The organism is Pseudomonas sp. SLBN-26 (assembly GCF_006715895.1).
GTDB lineage: Bacteria > Pseudomonadota > Gammaproteobacteria > Pseudomonadales > Pseudomonadaceae > Metapseudomonas > Metapseudomonas otitidis.
Genome location: NZ_VFOB01000001.1, coordinates 3652024 through 3670809, shown reverse-complemented (window position 1 = coordinate 3670809; position 18786 = coordinate 3652024). Strand labels below are relative to the sequence as shown.

Annotated in this window: 16 protein-coding genes; 4 read left to right on the top strand and 12 right to left on the bottom strand. The window is 70.5% G+C overall.

Features of this window, described 5'->3' with window-relative positions:
* Positions 1–59 precede the first annotated feature (59 nt).
* The 4 genes from FBY21_RS16895 to FBY21_RS16880 form a co-directional block, all read right to left on the bottom strand.
* On the bottom strand, positions 60–2474 hold the full coding sequence (locus FBY21_RS16895; protein WP_142012507.1) for a TonB-dependent siderophore receptor: 2415 nt from the start codon (positions 2472–2474) through the stop codon (positions 60–62).
* A 106-nt stretch (positions 2475–2580) separates the two neighbouring features.
* Positions 2581–3534, bottom strand: a complete 954-nt coding sequence (locus tag FBY21_RS16890; RefSeq protein WP_142012505.1) for a FecR domain-containing protein — start codon at positions 3532–3534, stop codon at positions 2581–2583.
* Positions 3531–4028 carry a sigma-70 family RNA polymerase sigma factor gene (locus tag FBY21_RS16885; RefSeq protein WP_142012503.1) on the bottom strand — a complete coding sequence of 166 codons (498 nt, stop codon included), beginning with the start codon at positions 4026–4028 and terminating at the stop codon, positions 3531–3533. The genes FBY21_RS16890 and FBY21_RS16885 overlap by 4 nt, the downstream gene beginning before the upstream one ends.
* A 216-nt stretch (positions 4029–4244) precedes the next feature.
* Positions 4245–5522: an acetyl-CoA C-acetyltransferase gene (locus FBY21_RS16880; RefSeq protein ID WP_044411084.1), complete on the bottom strand. Its 1278-nt coding sequence runs from the start codon at positions 5520–5522 to the stop codon at positions 4245–4247.
* Positions 5523–5700: 178 nt separating this feature from the next.
* Between FBY21_RS16880 and FBY21_RS16875 the strand changes: the two genes are divergently transcribed.
* Positions 5701–7056 (top strand): 3-oxoacyl-ACP reductase, encoded by a 1356-nt coding sequence (locus FBY21_RS16875; protein WP_142012501.1) that lies wholly within the window; start codon positions 5701–5703, stop codon positions 7054–7056.
* Between the two features lie 16 nt (positions 7057–7072).
* Here FBY21_RS16875 and FBY21_RS16870 read toward each other — a convergent pair whose 3' ends face one another.
* Positions 7073–8077, bottom strand: a complete 1005-nt coding sequence (locus FBY21_RS16870; RefSeq protein WP_142012499.1) for a bile acid:sodium symporter family protein — start codon at positions 8075–8077, stop codon at positions 7073–7075.
* Positions 8078–8160: 83 nt separating this feature from the next.
* Here FBY21_RS16870 and FBY21_RS16865 point away from each other — a divergent pair, with 83 nt between their 5' ends.
* From FBY21_RS16865 to FBY21_RS16855, 3 genes are all read left to right on the top strand, one after another.
* On the top strand, positions 8161–8952 hold the full coding sequence (locus tag FBY21_RS16865; protein WP_142012497.1) for an AraC family transcriptional regulator: 792 nt from the start codon (positions 8161–8163) through the stop codon (positions 8950–8952).
* Positions 8953–9015: 63 nt separating this feature from the next.
* Entirely contained in the window at positions 9016–12507 is a 3492-nt protein-coding gene (locus FBY21_RS16860; RefSeq protein WP_142012495.1) for a response regulator, read from the top strand.
* Positions 12508–12519: 12 nt separating this feature from the next.
* Positions 12520–13731: a two-component system response regulator gene (locus tag FBY21_RS16855; RefSeq protein WP_074973785.1), complete on the top strand. Its 1212-nt coding sequence runs from the start codon at positions 12520–12522 to the stop codon at positions 13729–13731.
* Between the two features lie 19 nt (positions 13732–13750).
* Here the strand turns inward: FBY21_RS16855 and ureC are convergent, their stop codons facing one another.
* From ureC to urtE, 7 genes are all read right to left on the bottom strand, one after another.
* On the bottom strand, positions 13751–15451 hold the full coding sequence (ureC, locus tag FBY21_RS16850; protein ID WP_107330836.1) for an urease subunit alpha: 1701 nt from the start codon (positions 15449–15451) through the stop codon (positions 13751–13753).
* Between the two features lie 18 nt (positions 15452–15469).
* Positions 15470–15775, bottom strand: coding sequence for an urease subunit beta (locus FBY21_RS16845; protein ID WP_044411111.1), 306 nt, complete (start codon positions 15773–15775; stop codon positions 15470–15472).
* 2 nt (positions 15776–15777) lie between these two features.
* The gene (locus FBY21_RS16840; RefSeq protein ID WP_142012493.1) at positions 15778–16311 is read right to left on the bottom strand and encodes a GNAT family N-acetyltransferase; all 534 of its coding nucleotides are present in this window, start codon (positions 16309–16311) and stop codon (positions 15778–15780) included.
* Entirely contained in the window at positions 16308–16817 is a 510-nt protein-coding gene (locus tag FBY21_RS16835; protein WP_142012491.1) for a GNAT family N-acetyltransferase, read from the bottom strand. The genes FBY21_RS16840 and FBY21_RS16835 overlap by 4 nt, the downstream gene beginning before the upstream one ends.
* Positions 16818–16824: 7 nt before the next feature.
* Positions 16825–17127, bottom strand: coding sequence for an urease subunit gamma (locus tag FBY21_RS16830; protein ID WP_044411119.1), 303 nt, complete (start codon positions 17125–17127; stop codon positions 16825–16827).
* 1 nt (position 17128) lies between these two features.
* Positions 17129–17962 (bottom strand): urease accessory protein UreD, encoded by an 834-nt coding sequence (locus FBY21_RS16825; protein ID WP_142012489.1) that lies wholly within the window; start codon positions 17960–17962, stop codon positions 17129–17131.
* Positions 17963–18069: 107 nt separating this feature from the next.
* Positions 18070–18768, bottom strand: a complete 699-nt coding sequence (gene urtE / locus FBY21_RS16820; protein WP_142012487.1) for an urea ABC transporter ATP-binding subunit UrtE — start codon at positions 18766–18768, stop codon at positions 18070–18072.
* Positions 18769–18786 lie beyond the last annotated feature (18 nt).

Below are 18786 nucleotides of genomic sequence, written 5' to 3'. Positions count from 1 at the left end.
TCTGTCGCGCACATGGACGAGGCCGCCCCGACGCCGGGGCAGCCTCGTCCAGGCGCCGGTCAGAACTGGTAGCTGAGGGTGGCGGTGACGTTGCGCTGCTCGCCGAAGTAGCAGAAGTCCAGGCTGTAGCACGAGGCCACGTAGTCCTCGTCCAGCAGGTTGTTGGCGTTCAGCGCCAGGTCCATCCCGGGCAGGCCCACCTTGCCCAGGTCGAAGCCGATCAGCGCATCCACCAGCGTGTAGGACGGCACGTGCAGCGTGTTGGCGCGGTCTGCCCAGCTGCGGCCCACGTAACGTGCCCCCAGCCCGGTGCGCAGGCCGTCCAGCGCGCCGGCATCGAAGCGGTACTCACCCCAGATCGAAGCCATGTGCTTCGGCGCCTGGTTCGGCGTGTTGCCCCGGGAACCGTCCAGTGCCTGGGTGTAGGTGATGTCGGTGTAGGTGTAGCTGGCCAGCAGGCGCAGGCGTTCGCTCAGCTGGGCATTGGCCTCCAGCTCCAGGCCCTGGGAGCGCACCTCGCCCACCGACTCGTAATAGCTGTACTGCGGCAGCTTCGACGCCACGTTCTGCTGGACGATGTGGAACAGCGAGGCGGTGTACAGGCTGTTGCTGCCCGGCGGCTGGAACTTCACCCCGGCCTCCCACTGGGTGCCCTCGGTGGGCTCCAGCGGCTTGCCGCTGGCATCGGAATAGGCGTTGGGGTTGAACGACTCGGAGTAGCTGACGAAGGGCGCCACGCCGTTGTCGAACAGGTACAGCACCCCCGCGCGGCCGGTGAAGCGGCGCCAGTCGGCTTCGCTCCTGGTCCCGCTGGTGCGGTTCTCGTCGGAGACCGACACCCAGTCCTGGCGCATGCCCAGGGAGAAGCGCCAGCGGTCCAGGTCGATCAGGTCCTGCACGTACAGGCCGGTCTGCTCCAGGCGGCGGGTGTGGTCGTCCGGGTACAGGGTGCCCAGCGTCGCGTTGCCGTAGGCGGGGTTGAACGCATCCAGCGGCGAGACGCTGGCCGAGGTCCAGTCCACGCGCGTCTTGCGATTCTGGTAGTCGAGGCCGGTGAGCAGGATGTGGCGCGCGCTGCCGGTGTCGAATTCGGCCTGCAGCATGTTGTCGACGATGTAGGCCCGCAGCTTCTCGCTGGCGCCGGAGTAGTAGCGGGTCAGGGTGTTGGCCGTCGGTGCCGTCCACTGGTAGCCGTAGACCTGCGACAGGTCCACGCTGGCGTCCAGCACCCGCAGGTTCTGCCGCGCGCTCCAGACGTCGTTGAAACGGTGCTCCAGCTGGTAGCCAGCCATCCGCTGGGTGCGGTCGAAGTCGTCCAGCCCCGGCTCGCCGTCGAAGAAGTCGCGGTCGATGCGCTGGCCGTTGTGGGGATGCAGCGCCCCGTCGGCCGGCACGCCACTGTGGTAGCCGCCGTTGGGGTCGTGCTGCAGGTAGCCCAGGAGGGTCAGTGAGGTGTCCTCGCTGAAGTCGATGGAGAGGGACGGCGCGATGGCGTAGCGCTCCTCGCGGGCGTGGTCGAACTGGGTGTCGCTGCCCTTGCCCAGGCCCACCACGCGGTAGGCGATGTGCTGCTCCTCGTCCAGCGGGCCGCTGAAATCGAAGCCCAGGCTCTTCTGGTTCATGTTGCCCACCGAGGCCTGCACCTGGTGGTAGGGCGTGTAGAGCGGCTTCTTGCTGGTCAGCGCCACCAGGCCGCCCGGCAGGCTGCGGCCGTAGAGCACGGACGACGGGCCCTTGAGCACGTCGATGCGTTCGAGGAAGTACGGGTCCACCTGCAGCGAGCTGAAGGTGCCGCTGTCGCCCATGGTCTTCAGGCCGTCGAGGAAGACGTTGTCCACGCTGTTGTCGGCGAAGCCGCGCATCACGATGTAGTCGTAGCGGTTCGAGGCGCCCACCTGGCCGGTGAAGATCCCGGGGGTGTAGCGCACCGCCTGCTGCACGGTCTTCGAGCCCTGGTCGTCGATCTGCTCGCGGGTCACCACCGACACGCTCTGCACGGTTTCCAGCAGCGGCTTGCTGGTCTTGGTCGCCACATGGCTGTGGGTGGCCTGGTAGCCCTCGGCGCTGCCCAGGGCATTGCCCAGCGCGAACACCTGGGTGCTGCCCAGTTCCAGCGCCGCATCCGAGGGCGCCTCGCGCAGCACGAAGCGGCCATCCCCCAGGGGCTCGGCCTGCAGCGGCGTGCCTTGCAGCAGGCGGGCGAGCCCTTCTTCCACCGCGAAGTAGCCCGACAGCCCCGCGCTGTTCAGGCCCTGGGTCTGCTCCGGCGTCGCCGACAGGCTGATGCCCGCCTCGCGGGCGAAGCGGTTCAGCGCCTCGGCCAGCGGGCCGGCGGGAATCGCATAGCCCTGGCTGGCACTGGCCTGGGCGGTTTGCGCCGAGGCGCTGGCGGGCAGCAGGGGCGTGGCGAGGGCGGCGGCGATCAGGGCGCCGCGAACGGCAAGGGCAAGGCGGGAAGGGCGGGAGGCGCGCATGGCAGGGTCCGTGATTGGCAAGGTGAATGGGTGTTATTCCCATTGCCGGGCTTCGCCGGAAAACCCGCCAAAAAAATTCGCAGGGATCATCGGGCGGCTGATCCGCTCAGGCCCGCGCCTCCACCGTCACCCACCAGCGGGTCCGGTAGCGCAGCTGCACGGGCAGCGTCTGTGGCAGCAGTGCCAGCAGCCGCTCGGTGTCGTCCAGCCGGTACACCCCGGACAGCCGCAGGTCGGCCACGGCCTCGCTGCAGGCCAGGCGGCCGGGGCGGTAGCGGGCCACCTCGGCGACGAAATCCCCCAGCCGCACATCGCGGGTGACGATCAGCCCATCCGCCCAGGCCCCCGGTTCCATGGCCGGTGGCGGCAGCTCGCGGACCTCGCCGGCACGGACTTCGACGGTGCGCCCAGCCCCCACCGTGCGGCCCCCGGTGCCGCTGAGCACCTCCACCTCGCCGCCCAGCACGCAGAGGCGCAGCGCTCCTGCGTCCAGCCGGGCGACGAAGCGCGCAGCCCGGGTACGCAGCCAGCCCTGTGCGCTGCGCAGGTGCAACGGTTCGGCCTGGGGCGCTGCCTCCAGCAGGATCTCGCCCCGGCGCAGGTGCACCTGGCGCTGGCCCGCCGTCATGCGCAGGTCCACCGCCGAGTCGGTGTTCAGCAACAGGCGGCTGCCATCGGCCAGGCGCTGGCCGTGGCGTTCGCCCGTGGCGGTGGCCAGGTCCGCAGTCAGGCGCTCCCAGGGCGCCAGGTCGCGGCTCAGCCAGAGCGCCGCGCCCCCCACGGCCGCCCCGGACAGCAGCTTCAGCGCCTGGCGCCGGCGCAGGCCGGCACGGGCGTCTTCCAGCACCTGGCGCGACTGCGGCAGGGCGCGCAGGCCGACGCCCAGTTCCTGGTCCAGCTGCTGCACCCGCTGCCAGGCCAGTTCGTGGCTGGCGTGCTGGTTGCGCCAGTGCTCGCAGGCCTGCAGCGCGCCGGTGTCGGGCTGGCCGCGCAGGCGCAGCATCCAGGCGATGGCCTGGCGCACCACCTGCTCGTCGGGTTGAGCGGGACGCGGGGTCATTCGGCGAACCGCAGTTGGTAGCAATGGAACAGCGCATCGGCCACGTAGCGCTCCACCGAGCGCAGGGAGATGCCCATGCGCTCGGCCACCTCGCGGTGGCTCAGCCCCTCGCACTGGGCCAGCAGGAAGGCCGTGCGGACCTTGGGCTTGAGGCGGTCCAGCAGCGTCGCGATCTGCTCCAGCAGCTCCAGGACCAGTTCGCGGGTCTCGGGGGAGGGCGCCTCGGCCTCCGGCACCTGGGCCAGGGCCTCGCGGTAGGCCCGCTCCAGCTCCTCGCGACGCCAGTGATCGATCACCAGCCCACGGGCCACGGTGCGCAGGAAGGCGCGCGGGGTGTGCAGCTCCAGTGCCTCGCCCTTGCCCAGCAGGCGCAGGAAGGTGTCCTGCGCCAGGTCGGCGGCATCCGCCGCGTTGCCCAGCTTGCTGCGCAGCCAGGCCTTCAGCCAGCCGTGGTGCTCGCTGTACAGCGCCTGGATCGAAAGGGAAGAGGCCATGGGGTCACCGCGAGAAGCAGTATCAAATGAAAATTGATCGCATTTTCTCGGCGGCGAGGGGTTTTGGCAATAACCCGCCCTTGGGGGCGTTGAGGTGCGCCTGGTGGCGCTGGCGCGCGAATGAAAAAAAAGGGCGGCCCTGCACGCAGGGCCGCCCTAAATCACGGAGTTGCTTACATCGCGTGGCCGCGATGACTTGCGGCCACGGGTATTGGATTACTTCTCCAGGATTGCAGTCACACCCTGACCGCCCGCCGCGCAGATGGAAATCAGCCCGCGGCCCTGGCCCGCCGCGTCCAGCAGCTTGGCGAGGTTGGCGACGATGCGACCACCGGTCGCCGCGAAGGGATGGCCGGCGGCCAGGGAGCTGCCCTTGACGTTCATCTTGCTGCGGTCGATGGCGCCCAGCGGCTGCTCCAGGCCGAGGCGGGTCTTGCAGTACTCGGCGTCTTCCCAGGCCTTGAGGGTGCACAGCACCTGGGCGGCGAAGGCCTCGTGGATCTCGTAGTAGTCGAAGTCCTGCAGGGTCAGCCCGTTGCGTGCCAGCAGGCGCGGCACCGCGTAGACCGGGGCCATCAGCAGGCCTTCCTTGCCGCTGACGAAGTCCACCGCGGCGGCTTCGCCGTCCTTGAAGTAGGCGAGGATCGGCAGGCCGCGTGCCTTGGCCCACTCCTCGCTGGCCAGCAGCACCACCGAGGCGCCGTCGGTCAGCGGGGTGGAGTTGGCGGCGGTGAGGGTGCCGCGCGGGCCGCGCTCGAACACCGTCTTCAGGGTGCCGAGCTTCTCCAGGTTGATGTCCGCCCGCAGGTTCTGGTCGCGGGTCAGGCCGAGGAAGGGGGTCATCAGGTCGTTGTGCCAGCCCTCGGCATAGGCCGCCGCCAGCTTCTGGTGGCTGGCCACGGCGAGCTTGTCCTGCTCGTCGCGGGGGATGGCCCAGGTCTGCGCCATCAGCTCGCAGGACTCGCCCATGGACAGCCCCGTGCGCGGTTCGCCGTTACGCGGGATGTGCGGCGCCAGGTGGCGCGGGCGCACCTTGAGCAGGGTCTTGATCTTGTCGGCGGTGGTCTTGCCGCGGTTGGCCTCCAGGAGGATCTTGCGCAGCTCCTCGTGCACACCGATGGGGGCGTCGGAGGTGGTGTCCACGCCACCGGCGATGCCGCTCTCGATCTGCCCCAGGGCGATCTTGTTGGCCACCAGGATGGCCGCTTCCAGGCCGGTGCCGCAGGCCTGCTGGAGGTCGTAGGCGCTGGTTTCCGGCGCCAGGCGCGAGCCGAGCACGCATTCGCGGGCCAGGTTGAAGTCCCGGGAGTGCTTGAGCACCGCCCCGGCGACGAATTCGCCGATGCGCTCGCCGTGCAGGTTGTAGCGCTCCACCAGGCCTTCCAGCGCGCTGGTCAGCATCTGCTGGTTGGTGGCGGTGGCGTACACCGTGTTGGAACGGGCGAACGGAATGCGGTTGCCGCCGACGATGGCGACCCGGCGCAGCTGGGTCATGGGTGACTCCTTGCCTGGGGAAATGGATGCGGGGTGCAGCAGGTGGGCACAAGACTAGCCGCCAGGCCATCCCTCGCATTGGCCGCCTTGCCGGCGCGGCGGGCAACGCGGTCAATTGCGGGCCGGCGCTGTCTGCGTAGAGTGGCCCCACTTCTTATGCGTGCAGGAGCCTGCCCCCATGTCCGACCGTTATCTCGCCTTCGCCAACTCCACCACCGGCCGACGCCTGGTCGGCGCCCTCGGCCTGCCCGCGCCGCTGCGCCTGGAGCGCTGGACCGCAGGGCGCGTGCGGCCGGTGGACGGTGCCCTGCTGCTGGGCGGCGAGGGGGCCCTGGCCGACGCCGCCAGCGCCGTGCTGAACAAACTCACCGACCAGTCCTTCGCCGCCGAGGAAGGCCGCTTCGGCCTGCCGCGCTGGACCGCCGAGCACGGGCCCAAGCTCAAGGCCCTGGTGTTCGACGCCAGCGGGCTGACCCGCTTCGAGCAGCTGATCGAGCTGCGCAACTTCTTCCAGCCCACCTTCAAGGGCCTGGGCAAATGCCCGCGCGTGGTGCTGCTGGGGCGCCCGCCGGAAAGCCTCAAGGACCCGATCGCCGCCAGCGTGCAGCGCTCCCTGGAGGGCTTCACCCGCTCCCTGGGCAAGGAGATCCGCCGGGGCGGCAGTGTGCAGCTGGTGTACGTCGGCAAGGGCGCCGAGGACCAGCTCGAAGGCGCGCTGCGCTTCTTCCTCTCGCCCAAAAGCGCCTACGTCTCGGCCCAGGTGCTGCGGCTCGCCGCCAGCAGCGCCCAGGTCAAGGACTGGAGCCGTCCCCTCGGCGGCCAGCGCGCGCTGGTCACCGGGGCCTCGCGGGGCATCGGCGCGGCCATCGCCGAGACCCTCGCCCGGGACGGTGCGGAGGTGGTGTTGCTGGACGTGCCCCAGGCCAAGGATGCCCTCGAAGCCCTGGCCGCCCGCCTAGGCGGCCGCGCGGTGGCCCTGGACATCTGCGCCGAGGACGCCCCCGCGCGCCTGGTGGAGGCGCTGCCCGACGGGCTGGACATCGTCGTGCACAACGCCGGCATCACCCGTGACAAGACCCTGGCGAAGATGAGCGAAGCCTTCTGGGACTCGGTGATCAACGTCAACCTCAAGGCCCCCCAGGTGCTGACCCAGGCCCTGCTGGACGCTGGCAAGCTGCACGACAACGGCCGCGTGGTGCTGATCGCCTCCATCAGCGGCATCGCCGGCAACCTCGGGCAGAGCAACTACGCGGTGAGCAAGGCCGGCGTCATCGGCCTGGCCCAGGCCTGGGCCCCGGCGCTGGCCAAGCGCGGCATCACCATCAACGCCGTGGCGCCCGGCTTCATCGAAACCCAGATGACCGCCGCCATCCCGCTGACCATCCGCGAAGCCGGCCGGCGCATGAACTCCATGAGCCAGGGCGGCCTGCCCCAGGACGTGGCCGAAGCCGTGGCCTGGTTCGCCCAGCCCAGCTCCGGTGGCCTCACCGGCCAGGTGATGCGGGTCTGCGGGCAGAGCCTGCTGGGCGCCTGACCCGCCGGCGGCCGCTTCAGGCCGCCTGTGCCGCCAGCGCCGCGCCCCGCTGGGCGTAGCGCTCGGCCATCACCGAGCAGACGATAAGCTGCATCTGGTGGTACAGCATGATCGGCAGCAGGATCAGCCCCAGCGCGGGGTTGGCGCCGAAGATGATCCCCGCCATCGGCGCGCCGGCGGCGAGGGATTTCTTGGTGGCGCAGAACACTGCCGCAATCTCGTCCTCATGGCTGAAATCCATCGCCCGCGCCGCGCGGGTGGTGGACCAGAGCATCAGCGCCAGCACCAGCGCACTGCCGACGAAGGCGATGGCCAGGGTCTCCGGCCCCTGCTGCTGCCAGATGCCGGCGGCCACCGAATCGCTGAACGAGGCGAACACCAGCAGCAGGATCACCAGCTTGTCGAACACCGAGGTGTAGCGCTTGTAGCGGGCGAAGAAGCGCCCCCACAGCGGGCGCAGCCCCTGGCCCAGCACCAGCGGCAGGAGCAGCAGCAGGCTCAGGTCCAGCAGCGTCTTGCCCAGGTCCATGCCGCCGTTGGCATCGGCCACCAGGCTCACCAGCCAGGGCGTGATGAACACCCCCAGCAGGCTCGACAGGCTGGCGTTGAGGATCGCCGCCGGCACGTTGCCGCCGGCGCTGCCGGTCAGCGCCACCGACGAGGAAATGGTCGAGGGCAGCGCGCACAGGTAGAAGAAGCCCAGCATCAGCGCCGTTGGCAGGTGGGTGCCCAGCAGGCGGTCCGCCGCCAGCCACAGCAGCGGAAAGGCCGCGAAGGTGAACAGCTGCACCATCAGGTGCAGGCGCCAGTTGCCCAGCCCCTTGCGGATCTGCTCGGTGGAGAGGTTGATGCCGTGCAGGAAGAACACCAGGAACACCCCGGCGTTGATCAGGTTCTCCGCGTGCAGCACGCCGCCGTGGCGGCCCACGTTGGGGAACAGCCAGGCCAGCGCCACGGCCAGCAGCATGCCGCCGAGGAACCAGTCGGTGACCAGGCGCTTGAGGGGTTTGAGAGCGGACATCGGGGGCCTCCGGGGCAGCGGGGGATTGAGGCGGCAGGGTAGCGGGGGCAGAATCCGACCGTCTAACGACAAAGGATCAATCCATGTCGACAAACGGACAGCAGCGCGGCCCCGCCCGGCTGATCCCCACCCTCGATGCCCTGCCGCGCCCGCTCTACGCCCGTGCCGAGAGCCTGCGCGCCGGCTCCTGGACGCCGCGCCACCGCCACGACTGGGTGCAGTTCTCCTACGCCATCAGCGGCGTGCTCGGCGTGCACACCGCCGACGGCAGTTTCTTCGCCCCGCCGCACTGGGCCGTGTGGGTGCCGGCCGGGCTGGAGCACGAGGTGGTCAGCTCCATGCACGCCGAGATGCGCAGCCTCTACGTGCGCCGCGATGCCTGCGCCTGGGCGCCGGAGCGGTGCCGCGTGCTGGAAGTGACGCCGCTGGCCCGCGAACTGATCAAGGCCTTCTGCCTGCTGCCGGTGGAGTACCCCGAGGGCGACAGCGCCGAGGCGCGCCTGGTGGCGGTGCTGCTGGACCAACTGCGGGCCCTGCCCGAGGCCGGCTTCTCCCTGCCGATGCCGGCCGACGGCCGCCTGCGGGTGCTCTGCGACGAACTGGCGGCGCAGCCCGACCTGGCCCTCGGCCTGGGGGACTGGGCGGCCCGGCTCAACACCTCGGAGAAGACCCTGAGCCGCGCCTTCCTGCGGGAGACCGGCCTGAGCTTCCGCCAGTGGCGCCAGCGCCTGCGCCTGCTCGCCGCGCTGCAGCCGCTGGAGGGCGGCGCCAGCGTCACCGAAGTGGCCCTGGCCAGCGGCTATGAATCCCCCTCGGCGTTCATCGCCGCCTTTCGCGGGCTATTCGGCGTCACCCCCGGCGAACTGTTCCGCTGAGCCGCCCGGCGCCCGCCGGGTGGCTAAGCTGAAGCGGTCAAGACCGCGATACAGGGACCGATCATGCTGCGACTGCTCGGCCGGCTGGTGCTGCTCCTGCTGCTGGGGAGCAGCATCTGCCAGGCCGCCGAACCGCTGGAGTTCTCCACCGCCGAAGCCCGCTGGCTGCAGGAGCACGGGCGCATCCGCGTGGGCCTGGAGCGCAAGGGCTGGCCACCGTTCGACCTGATGGGCGAGGACGGCAGCTACCAGGGCATCAGCGCCGACTTCCTGCGCCTGCTCGGCGAGCGCCTCGGGCTCGGCGTGGAACCGGTCTACTTCGACGACTGGCCCCAGGCCCGCGAGGCCCTGCGCCGGGGCGAGGTGGACGTGGTGCCGTCGGCGGCCAAGACCCCGGAGCGGGAGCGCTGGATGGCCTTCAGCGACCCCTACCTGACCACCACCAGCCTGATCTACTCCCGCCGCGAAACGCCCTACCGCAGCCTGGAGGAACTGGCCGGGCGCCGCGTGGCCGTGGAACGCGGCTACGCCATGGAGGACCGCCTGCGCCAGCGCAGCCGCGACCTGCAACTGGTGGAGACGAGCGACACCGAGGCCGCCCTGCGGGCACTCTCCTCCGGCCGGGCCGATGCCTACGTCGGCAACATGATGGCGGCCGGCTACCTGATCCACCGGCTCAACCTCAGCAACCTGGAGGTCAGCGGCGACCCCGGCCTGGCCGGCAGCGCCCTGCACTTCGCCGTGCTCCGCGAGCAGGCGATGCTCGCCGAGCTGCTCAACCATGCCCTGGCCAGCGTCACCAACAGCGAGCGCGAGGCCATCCTGGCGCGCTGGCTGCCCCCCGCCGACAGCGTGGACTGGCGCGAGCTGCTGGCCCTGGGCTGGCCCTACGGGCTCGCCGTGCTGGTGCTGGTGACCTTCGTGCTGGTGTGGAACCGCCGCCTGGCGGTGCAGGTGGTGGAACGCCAGCGCGCCGAAGCCGAGGCCCAGCGCCAGCGCAGCACCCTGCAGGCGCTGGTGGACGCCATCCCCGACCCGATCTGGTTCAAGGACACCGGCGGCCGCTACCTCGGCGCCAACCAGGCTTTCGCCGAACTGATCGGCCAGGACCTCGACGGCCTGGTGGGGCACACCGATGCCGAGCTGCTGCCCACCGAACGTGCCCGCCTGCGGCTGATCCAGGACCAGGCCGCGCTGGCCATGAGCCGGCCCATGGAAAGCGAGGACTGGGTGCTCCAGCGCGACGGCCGCAAGCTGCTCTACGCCACCGTGCGCGCCACCTTCGACGATGAAGACGGGCACCTGCTGGGGCTGGTGGGCGTGAGCCGCGACGTCACCGCGCGCAAGCAGAGCGAAGAGGCCCTGGAGCGCGCCAAGGAACTGGCCGAAGAGGCCGCGCGGCTGAAGGCGGACTTCCTCGCCAACATGAGCCACGAGATCCGCACGCCGATGAACGCCATCGTCGGCATGACCCACCTGGCCCTGCGTGCCGGCCCCGAACCGCGCCAGCGCGACTACCTGGAGAAGATCCGCCAGGCCAGCCAGCACCTGATGGGGCTGATCAACGACATCCTCGACTTCTCCCGCATCGAGGCCGGCAAGCTGGAGGTGGAGCAGATCGACTTCGACCTCACCCTGGTGCTGGAAAACCTCGCTGCCCTGGTGGGCGAACGGGCGGCTGACAAGGGGCTGGAACTCATCTTCCGCATCGACCCGCAGGTGCCCCGGCACCTGGTGGGCGACCCGCTGCGCATCGGCCAGATCCTGATCAACTTCGCCAACAACGCGGTCAAGTTCACCGAGCGCGGCGAAGTGGAGGTGGCCGTGCGCGGTGAGCCGCGCGACGGCGGCTGGCTGCTGCAGCTCTCGGTACGCGACACCGGCATCGGCCTGGACGCCGCCCAGCAGGCGCGGCTGTTCGAGTCCTTCCAGCAGGCCGACACCTCCACCACGCGGCGCTACGGCGGCTCCGGCCTCGGCCTGGCCATCTGCCGGCGCCTGGCCGAAGCCATGGGCGGTGATGTGGGCGTGGACAGCCAGCCCGGCGAGGGCAGCCTGTTCTGGTGCCGTCTGCTGCTGCCCATCGCCCCCGAACAGCCCCAGCCGGACCTGCTGCGCCCCGACCTGCTCGGCCTGCGTGCCCTGGTGGTGGACGACAACCCCAGCGCCCGGCGCGCCGCCAGCGACCTGCTGGCCAGCCTGGCGCTGCGGGCCGAGCACTGTGGCGACGGCGAAGCCGCCCTGGCCCGCCTGCAGGAGGCCGATGCCCAGGGTAACCCGTTCAGCCTGGTGATACTCGACCGCCATATGCCTGGGCTCGACGGCCTGGAGACCGCCCGGCGCCTGGCGGCCCTGCCCCTGGGCAAGACACCGTGGGTGCTGCTCGCCAGTACGACAGGGGAGGGCGAGCCCAGCGTCGACGTCATCGACCAGTACCTGGAAAAGCCCCTCACCCTGCCGCGCCTGCTGCATGCCATCCACGCCTGCCAGCTGCAGCGCCAGGCCGCCGCGCCGCGCAGCGAGGCGACCCACATGCCGCAGTTCGACGGCCAGCGCGTGCTGCTGGTGGAGGACCACCCGCTCAACCGCGAGGTGGCCGGCGAGCTGCTGGAGATGGCCAACCTCCAGGTGGACCTGGCGGAGAACGGCCTCGACGCCCTCGACCGCCTGCGCTGGCAGCCCGACGGCCACTACGCGCTGGTGCTGATGGACATGCAGATGCCGGTGCTCGACGGCCTGGAGGCCACCCGCCGGCTGCGCCAGGAAGGTCGCTTCGCCCGCCTGCCGATCATCGCCATGACCGCCAACGCCCTGGCCGACGACCGCGAGCGCTGCCTGGCGGCCGGCATGAACGACCACATCGCCAAGCCCATCGAGCCCCGCGAACTGTGGGGCACCCTGTCGCGCTGGCTCGGCCCCCGCCCGGCCGCCGCGCCCCCCGTGGCGCCACCGCTGCCGGCCTGGCACCTGCCGGGGGTCGACATCGCCGACGGGATACGCCGCGCCCTCGGCCGCGAGGACGCCTACCGCCGGCTCCTGGTGCGCTTCGCCGAGGGCCAGCGCGACTGGAGCCAGCGTATGCGTGCAGCCCTGACCAGCGGCCAGCGCAGCCAGGCCGAACGCCAGGCCCACGACCTGCGCGGCCTGGCCGGCAGCCTCGGGGCCCATGGGCTCAAGGTCCAGGCCGCCACCCTCGAACAGGCCCTGGCCGATGCGGCGGAGCCGGAGCGCATCGAACAGCTGCTGACCGAGCTGGAACCGCCACTGCTGGCGCTGGTCGGAGCCATCGAGGCCCAGCAGCGCGAGGCCGCTGCGCCGCCCCCGGCAGCCGTCGACGACAGCGCCGCGCTGGCGCGCACCTGCCGCCAGCTCGCCCGCCTGCTGGAGGAGGACGACCCACGGGCCGCGCGGCTGCTCGACGAGCAGGCCGGAATGCTGCGCAGCGCCTTTAATGAAGGCTACGGGGCCCTGGAATCGGCCGTGCGGGCCTATGACTTCGAGACAGCGCACCAAGCGCTGCGCGCGCTGGCCGACCAGCGCGAAATCACGTTATGACGAGGTGCCGTGATGACCGGGATGCTGGACAGACCGGAGCGTGAAGTGGTGCTGGTGGTGGACGACACGCCCGACAACCTGGAGCTCATGAGCGAGCTGCTGATGGACCGCTACCGGGTCAAGGTCGCCGGCAACGGCGAGAAGGCCCTGCGCATCGCCGGCGGCCGGCAGCCGCCGGACCTGATCCTGCTGGACGTGATGATGCCGCAGATGGACGGCTACGAAGTCTGCGCCCGGCTCAAGGCCGACCCGGCCACCCGCGACATCCCGGTGGTGTTCCTCACCGCCCGGGGCGAGGCAGCGGACGAGCAGCGCGGCTTCGACCTCGGCGCGGTGGACTACATCACCAAGCCCATCAGCCCGCCCATCGTCCTCGCGCGCATCCAGGCCCAGCTGCAGCTCAAGGCCAACGCCGACTTCCTGCGGGACAAGAGCGAGTACCTGGAGCTGGAAGTGCGCCGCCGCACCCGCGAGATCAGCCACCTGCACGAGGCCACCATCGAGGCCCTGGCGAACCTGGCCGACCTGCGCGACAACCCCGCCGGCAACCACCTGGTGCGCATCGAGCTGTACATGCGCCTGCTGGGCAATGCCCTGGCCCGGCAGCAACCGGCCTTGGCCGACGAACTGACCCCGGACAAGGTGGCGCTGATGGCCAAGTCGGCGCAGCTGCACGACATCGGCAAGGTGGCCCTGCCGGACCGCGTCCTGCTCAACCCCGGTGCGCTGGAGGGCGACGACCTGCGGCTGATGCAGAGCCACACGCGCCTGGGCCGCGAAGCCCTGGAACGGGCCGACCGGCGCCTGGCGGGCGGCGAGGGCGAGGGCTTCCTGTGCTACGCCCGGCAGATCATCCAGTCCCACCACGAGCGCTGGGACGGCGACGGCTACCCCGACGGCCTGCGGGGCGAGCAGATCCCCCTGGCGGCGCGGCTGATGGCGGTGGCGGACCACTATGACGAACTGACCGCACCGCACCCGTACCGCCCCCGGGTGGGCGGCGATGAGGCGATCCAGCGGATCAGCGCCGCCAGCGGCAGCCACTTCGACCCGCTGGTGGTGATGGCCTTCCTCGAAGTGGCCGACGGCTTCGCCCGCATCGCCGAGCGCTACGGCGACGACGAGGCGGCCCTGGAAGGCGAGCTGCAGCGCCTGGAAAACTCCCTGGCGGAAACCATCGAGCTGACCCTGCCCGAGGAGCAGACGCCGCCGGTGGACGCCTGAGCCCGCCGGCCGGTGCCGCTCAGAACAGGAAGTAGCGCTGCGCCATCGGCAGCACCTCGGCCGGTTCGCACCAGAGCAACTGGCCGTCGGCCTTCACCTGGTAGTTCTGCGGGTCCACCTCGATGGTCGGGGTGTAGTCGTTGTGAATCAGGTCCTGCTTCTGCACGCTGCGGCAGCCCTTCACCACGCCGATCTTCTTCTGCAGCCCCAGCTGGGCGGGCACGCCCGCCTCGAAGGCGGCCTGGCTGATGAAGGTGATGCTGGTGGCATGGCGGCTGCCGGCGTAGCTGGCGAACATCGGCCGGTAGTGCACCGGTTGCGGGGTGGGGATGGAGGCGTTGGCGTCGCCCATCAGGCTCGCGGCGATGGCCCCGCCCTTGAGGATCAGGGTCGGCTTGACGCCGAAGAAGGCCGGGCGCCAGAGCACCAGGTCGGCCCACTTGCCCACTTCCACCGAGCCCACTTCGTGGCTGATGCCGTGGGTGATGGCCGGGTTGATGGTGTATTTGGCGATGTAGCGCTTGGCGCGGAAGTTGTCGTTGCCGGGGCCGTCGCCGGGCAGCGCGCCGCGCTGCTTCTTCATCTTGTCGGCGGTCTGCCAGGTGCGCGTGATGACCTCGCCGACGCGGCCCATGGCCTGGCTGTCGGAGCTGATCATGCTGAAGGCGCCGAGGTCGTGGAGGATGTCCTCGGCGGCGATGGTCTCCCGGCGGATGCGGCTTTCGGCGAAGGCCACGTCCTCGGCGATGCTCGGGTCCAGGTGGTGGCAGACCATGAGCATGTCCAGGTGTTCGTCGATGGTGTTGCGGGTGAAGGGCCGGGTCGGGTTGGTGGAGCTGGGCAGCACGTTGGAGAAACCGCAGGCCTTGATGATGTCCGGGGCGTGGCCGCCGCCGGCGCCTTCAGTGTGGTAGGTGTGGATGGTGCGGCCCTTGAAGGCGCCCAGGGTGGTCTCGACGAAGCCCGACTCGTTGAGGGTGTCGGTGTGGATGGCCACCTGCACGTCGTACTGGTCGGCGACGCTCAGGCAGTTGTCGATGGCCGCCGGGGTGGTGCCCCAGTCCTCGTGCAGCTTGAGGCCGATGGCGCCGGCCTTCACCTGTTCGATCAGCGGCTCGGGCAGCGAGGCGTTGCCCTTGCCGGTGAAGCCGATGTTCATCGGGAAGGCGTCGGCGGCCTGGAGCATGCGCGCCATGTGCCAGGGGCCGGAGGTGCAGGTGGTGGCGTTGGTGCCGGTGGCCGGCCCGGTGCCGCCGCCGATCATGGTGGTGACGCCGCTCATGAGCGCCTCTTCGATCTGCTGCGGGCAGATGAAGTGGATGTGGGTGTCGATGCCGCCGGCGGTGAGGATCATGCCCTCGCCGGCGATCACCTCGGTGCTGGCGCCGATGGCGATGGTGACGTCGGGCTGGATGTCCGGATTGCCGGCCTTGCCGATGGCTGCGATGCGCCCGTCCTTCAAACCCACGTCGGCCTTGACGATGCCCCAGTGGTCGATGATCAGCGCGTTGGTGATCAGCGTGTCGACCACCTCGGCAGCCAGCAGCTGACCCTGGCCCATGCCGTCGCGGATCACCTTGCCGCCGCCGAACTTCACTTCCTCGCCGTAGGTGGTGAAGTCTTTCTCGACCTCGATCCACAGGTCGGTGTCGGCCAGGCGCACCCTGTCGCCGACCGTGGGGCCGAACATGTCGGCGTAGGCCTGTCTGCTGATCTTCATCTGCGTTCTTCCTGTTGTTTAAAGGTCGCCCATGACGCGCCCGGCGAAGCCGAACACCCGGCGCGCGCCGGCCAGGTCCACCAGCTCCACCTCGCGGCTCTGGCCCGGCTCGAAGCGCACGGCGGTGCCGGCGGGGATGTTCAGGCGCATGCCACGGGCGCTGGCGCGGTCGAAGGCTAGGGCGTCGTTGGTTTCGAAGAAGTGGAAGTGCGAGCCGACCTGGATCGGCCGGTCGCCGGTGTTGGCCACGGAGAGGGTGAGGGTGCGGCGGCCGGCATTGAGTTCGATCTCGCCGTCCTGGATCTGGTATTCGCCGGGAATCATGGTCAGGCCTCGAAGAGCGTCTTGTAGTAGATGGCGTTGGCCCGGTAGGTCCCGTCCGGGCCGCAGGCGTAGTCGGGCAGGCCGCCGATGCAGGTGTAGCCAAGGCGTCGGTAGAGGGCCTCGGCGTCGCTGCCGGCTTCGGTGTCCAGGTACAGCAGGCCGCGCCGGGCTGCCAGGGCCTCGGCCTCCAGGTGCTGCATCAGTGCCTGGGCGATGCCCTGGCGGCGGGCGGTGCTGAGCACCAGCAGCTTCTGCACCTCGGCGCGGTTCAGCCCGTTGGGCTTCTGGCACAGGCCGAGCTGCACGCTGCCGAGCAGCCGGCCCTGGCGCTGTGCGATCCACAGCCACTGCGCGCCTTCGGCCAGGGCCTGCTGCACCTGGTCGAAGTAGGCCCCGGCTGCGTCGGCATCCAGGTCGGCGAGGAAGCCCACCGAGGCGCCGTGGCCGACGCTGTCCAGCAGCAGGGCCACCAGCGCCGGGCGGTGCCGGGCCAGGCCGGCGGCGTCGAGCCGGTCGATCTGCAGGGCCGACGTCACGGGGTTTCGTCCAGCTGGCGCTGCATGAAGGTCAGGTCCAGCCAGCGGCCGAACTTGCGCCCCACCTGGGGCATCTGCCCGGTGACGACGAAGCCGAGGCGCTGGTGCAGGTGGATGGAGGCGCTGTTCTGCGTCTCGATGGCCGCCACCATCACGTGCAGCCCGGCCTCCTGGGCGCGGTGCACCAGGGTTTCCAGCAGGTGCCGGCCGATGCCCTGGCCGCGCAGGCCCTCGCGCACGTAGACCGAGTGCTCCACGGTGTGGCGGAAGCCTTCGATGCTGCGCCAGGTGCCGTAGGTGGCGTAGCCGAGCACCTCGCCGGCGGGGGATACCGCCGCCAGCACCGGGAAGCCGGCGGCACGGCGCTCGGCCAGCCAGGCCTGGCGGTTGGCCAGGTCCACCTGGGTTTCGTTCCAGATCGCCGTGGTGTGGGCCACGGCGTCGTTGTAGATGGCGAGGATGCCGGGCAGGTCGGCGTCCCGCGCGTCGTGGATGACGTAGGGCATGGCGACCTCAGGCGATGGGCTGGTGGACGGTCACCAGCTTGGTGCCGTCGGGGAAGGTGGCTTCGATCTGGATCTCCGGGATCATCTCCGGCACGCCTTCCATGACCTGTTCGCGGGTCAGCAGCGTGGTGCCGTAGTGCATCAGCTGGGCCACGGTCTGGCCGTCGCGCGCGCCTTCCAGCAGGGCGGCGGAAATGAAGGCCATGGCTTCCGGGTAGTTGAGCTTCAGGCCACGGGCCAGGCGCCGCTCGGCCACCAGGCCGGCGGTGAAGATCAGCAGCTTGTCTTTCTCGCGGGGCGACAGGTCCATCTCAGGTACTCCAGATTCGCGGGGGCTTGGCCTCGCGGCCGAGCAAGGCAGGGCGCAACAGGCGCCAGAGTTCGATGAGCCAGGCACGGGCCTGCAGGGCCTCGGGGGCCAGGCAGCGGGCCAGCACCAGGCCGGGCAACTGGGTGAGGTCGCCGCGCCCGCCGCACGGTTGCTCGCGGCAACGCTCCAGCAGCTCGGGGGCGATCTCGCCGGTGGCGATCAGGGTGGCGAACACCGGGAAACCGGCGAGTCCGATGGGGGAATCGAGCAGGCCGTCACCGCCTTCCACCCGTTGCCGCTCGTGCCACAGCAGGTGCCCGTCGCGGCGGATGTCGAGGGCGGCCTGGTAGTGGCCGTCGACGAAGCGCTCGCCCGCCGCGGGGCGGCCGAGGGCCACGATGTCCCAGTAAAGCAGACGGGCATCGCCGTGCAGGTCGATGCGGCTGTGCAGGTCGGCCTGGGCGCCGGCGTAGAGGATGGTCTCCTGGGGCAGCCATTCCAGGGTCGCGCCGGGCTCGACGGTGAGCTGCAGGTCCTGGCGGGCCGGGGCGGTGGCGCGGTACCACTTGGCCGCGCCGGGGCTGGTGAGCTGCACCCAGCTGGCCTCGCCGGCCCGGGCGCGGATGTCCAGCCGGTCGCCCCCGGCGATGCCGCCGGGCGGGTGAACGATGATGTGCTGGCAGACCCCGGGGCCTTCGGCGTGCAGGTGCTTTTGCACCCTCAGGGGGCCGAGGTGGCGGCGCAGCACCGGAATGGTGCGTTCCCCCTGGCGGGCGTAAGCCAGCTCCAGTTCGGCGGGCCAGCTCGGCGTGAACGGGGTGGCAGGCAGGTTCATGGGGCGGTGGCGTTTCTCGGAATAGTTGACCGAGTGGGCAAGCAAGAGGCGTGCCCTGAACTGATTCGGTGCAGGTGGGGGGCCGCGCTGATCGGCGAGCGGGCTTTTCAGATGGCCACCAACCCCCTCACCCCTTCGGCCTCCATGTGTTCCCCGCGCCCCTGCTGGATGACTTCGCCCCGGCTCATCACCAGGTACTGGTCGGCCAGTTCGGCGGCGAAGTCGTAGAACTGCTCCACCAGCAGGATGGCCATGTCGCCGCGTTCGGCCAGCGTGCGGATCACGGCGCCGATCTCCTTGATCACCGAGGGCTGGATGCCTTCGGTGGGCTCGTCGAGGATCAGGAGGCGCGGCTGGCTGGCCAGGGCGCGGCCGATGGCCAGTTGCTGTTGCTGGCCGCCGGAGAGGTCGCCGCCCCGGCGGTGTTTCATCTCCCGCAGGACGGGGAAGAGTTCGTAGATGGATTCGGGCACGGCCTTGGCGTCACGGGCGCTGAAGCGGGAGAGGCCCATCAGCAGGTTTTCCTCCACGCTGAGGCGGCCGAAGATCTCGCGGCCCTGGGGCACGTAGGCGATGCCGGCGTGTACGCGCTGGTGCGGCTTGAGCCCGGTGATGGCGCGGCCCTCCCAGTTCACCGTGCCTTCCCTGGCGGGGATCAGGCCCATGAGGCATTTCAGCAGGGTGGTCTTGCCCACGCCGTTGCGCCCGAGCAGGCAGGTGACTTCGCCGATCCGGGCTTCGAAGGAGAGGCCGCGGAGGATGTGGCTGCCGCCGTAGTACTGGTGGAGCTGGTCGACTTTCAGCATGTCGATGTCCTTGTCTGT

Excerpts from the sequence above, each read along its gene's own strand:
- FBY21_RS16895 (WP_142012507.1), bottom strand. The coding sequence starts at position 2,474 with ATGCGCGCCTCCCGCCCTTCCCGCCTTGCCCTTGCCGTTCGCGGCGCC.
- FBY21_RS16855 (WP_074973785.1), top strand. The coding sequence starts at position 12,520 with ATGACCGGGATGCTGGACAGACCGGAGCGTGAAGTGGTGCTGGTGGTG.
- FBY21_RS16875 (WP_142012501.1), top strand. The coding sequence starts at position 5,701 with ATGTCCGACCGTTATCTCGCCTTCGCCAACTCCACCACCGGCCGACGC.
- FBY21_RS16880 (WP_044411084.1), bottom strand. The coding sequence starts at position 5,522 with ATGACCCAGCTGCGCCGGGTCGCCATCGTCGGCGGCAACCGCATTCCG.
- FBY21_RS16890 (WP_142012505.1), bottom strand. The coding sequence starts at position 3,534 with ATGACCCCGCGTCCCGCTCAACCCGACGAGCAGGTGGTGCGCCAGGCC.
- FBY21_RS16870 (WP_142012499.1), bottom strand. The coding sequence starts at position 8,077 with ATGTCCGCTCTCAAACCCCTCAAGCGCCTGGTCACCGACTGGTTCCTC.
- FBY21_RS16830 (WP_044411119.1), bottom strand. The coding sequence starts at position 17,127 with ATGGACCTGTCGCCCCGCGAGAAAGACAAGCTGCTGATCTTCACCGCC.
- FBY21_RS16860 (WP_142012495.1), top strand. The coding sequence starts at position 9,016 with ATGCTGCGACTGCTCGGCCGGCTGGTGCTGCTCCTGCTGCTGGGGAGC.
- FBY21_RS16885 (WP_142012503.1), bottom strand. The coding sequence starts at position 4,028 with ATGGCCTCTTCCCTTTCGATCCAGGCGCTGTACAGCGAGCACCACGGC.
- FBY21_RS16845 (WP_044411111.1), bottom strand. The coding sequence starts at position 15,775 with ATGATTCCCGGCGAATACCAGATCCAGGACGGCGAGATCGAACTCAAT.
- ureC (WP_107330836.1), bottom strand. The coding sequence starts at position 15,451 with ATGAAGATCAGCAGACAGGCCTACGCCGACATGTTCGGCCCCACGGTC.
- FBY21_RS16825 (WP_142012489.1), bottom strand. The coding sequence starts at position 17,962 with ATGAACCTGCCTGCCACCCCGTTCACGCCGAGCTGGCCCGCCGAACTG.
- FBY21_RS16865 (WP_142012497.1), top strand. The coding sequence starts at position 8,161 with ATGTCGACAAACGGACAGCAGCGCGGCCCCGCCCGGCTGATCCCCACC.
- FBY21_RS16835 (WP_142012491.1), bottom strand. The coding sequence starts at position 16,817 with ATGCCCTACGTCATCCACGACGCGCGGGACGCCGACCTGCCCGGCATC.
- urtE (WP_142012487.1), bottom strand. The coding sequence starts at position 18,768 with ATGCTGAAAGTCGACCAGCTCCACCAGTACTACGGCGGCAGCCACATC.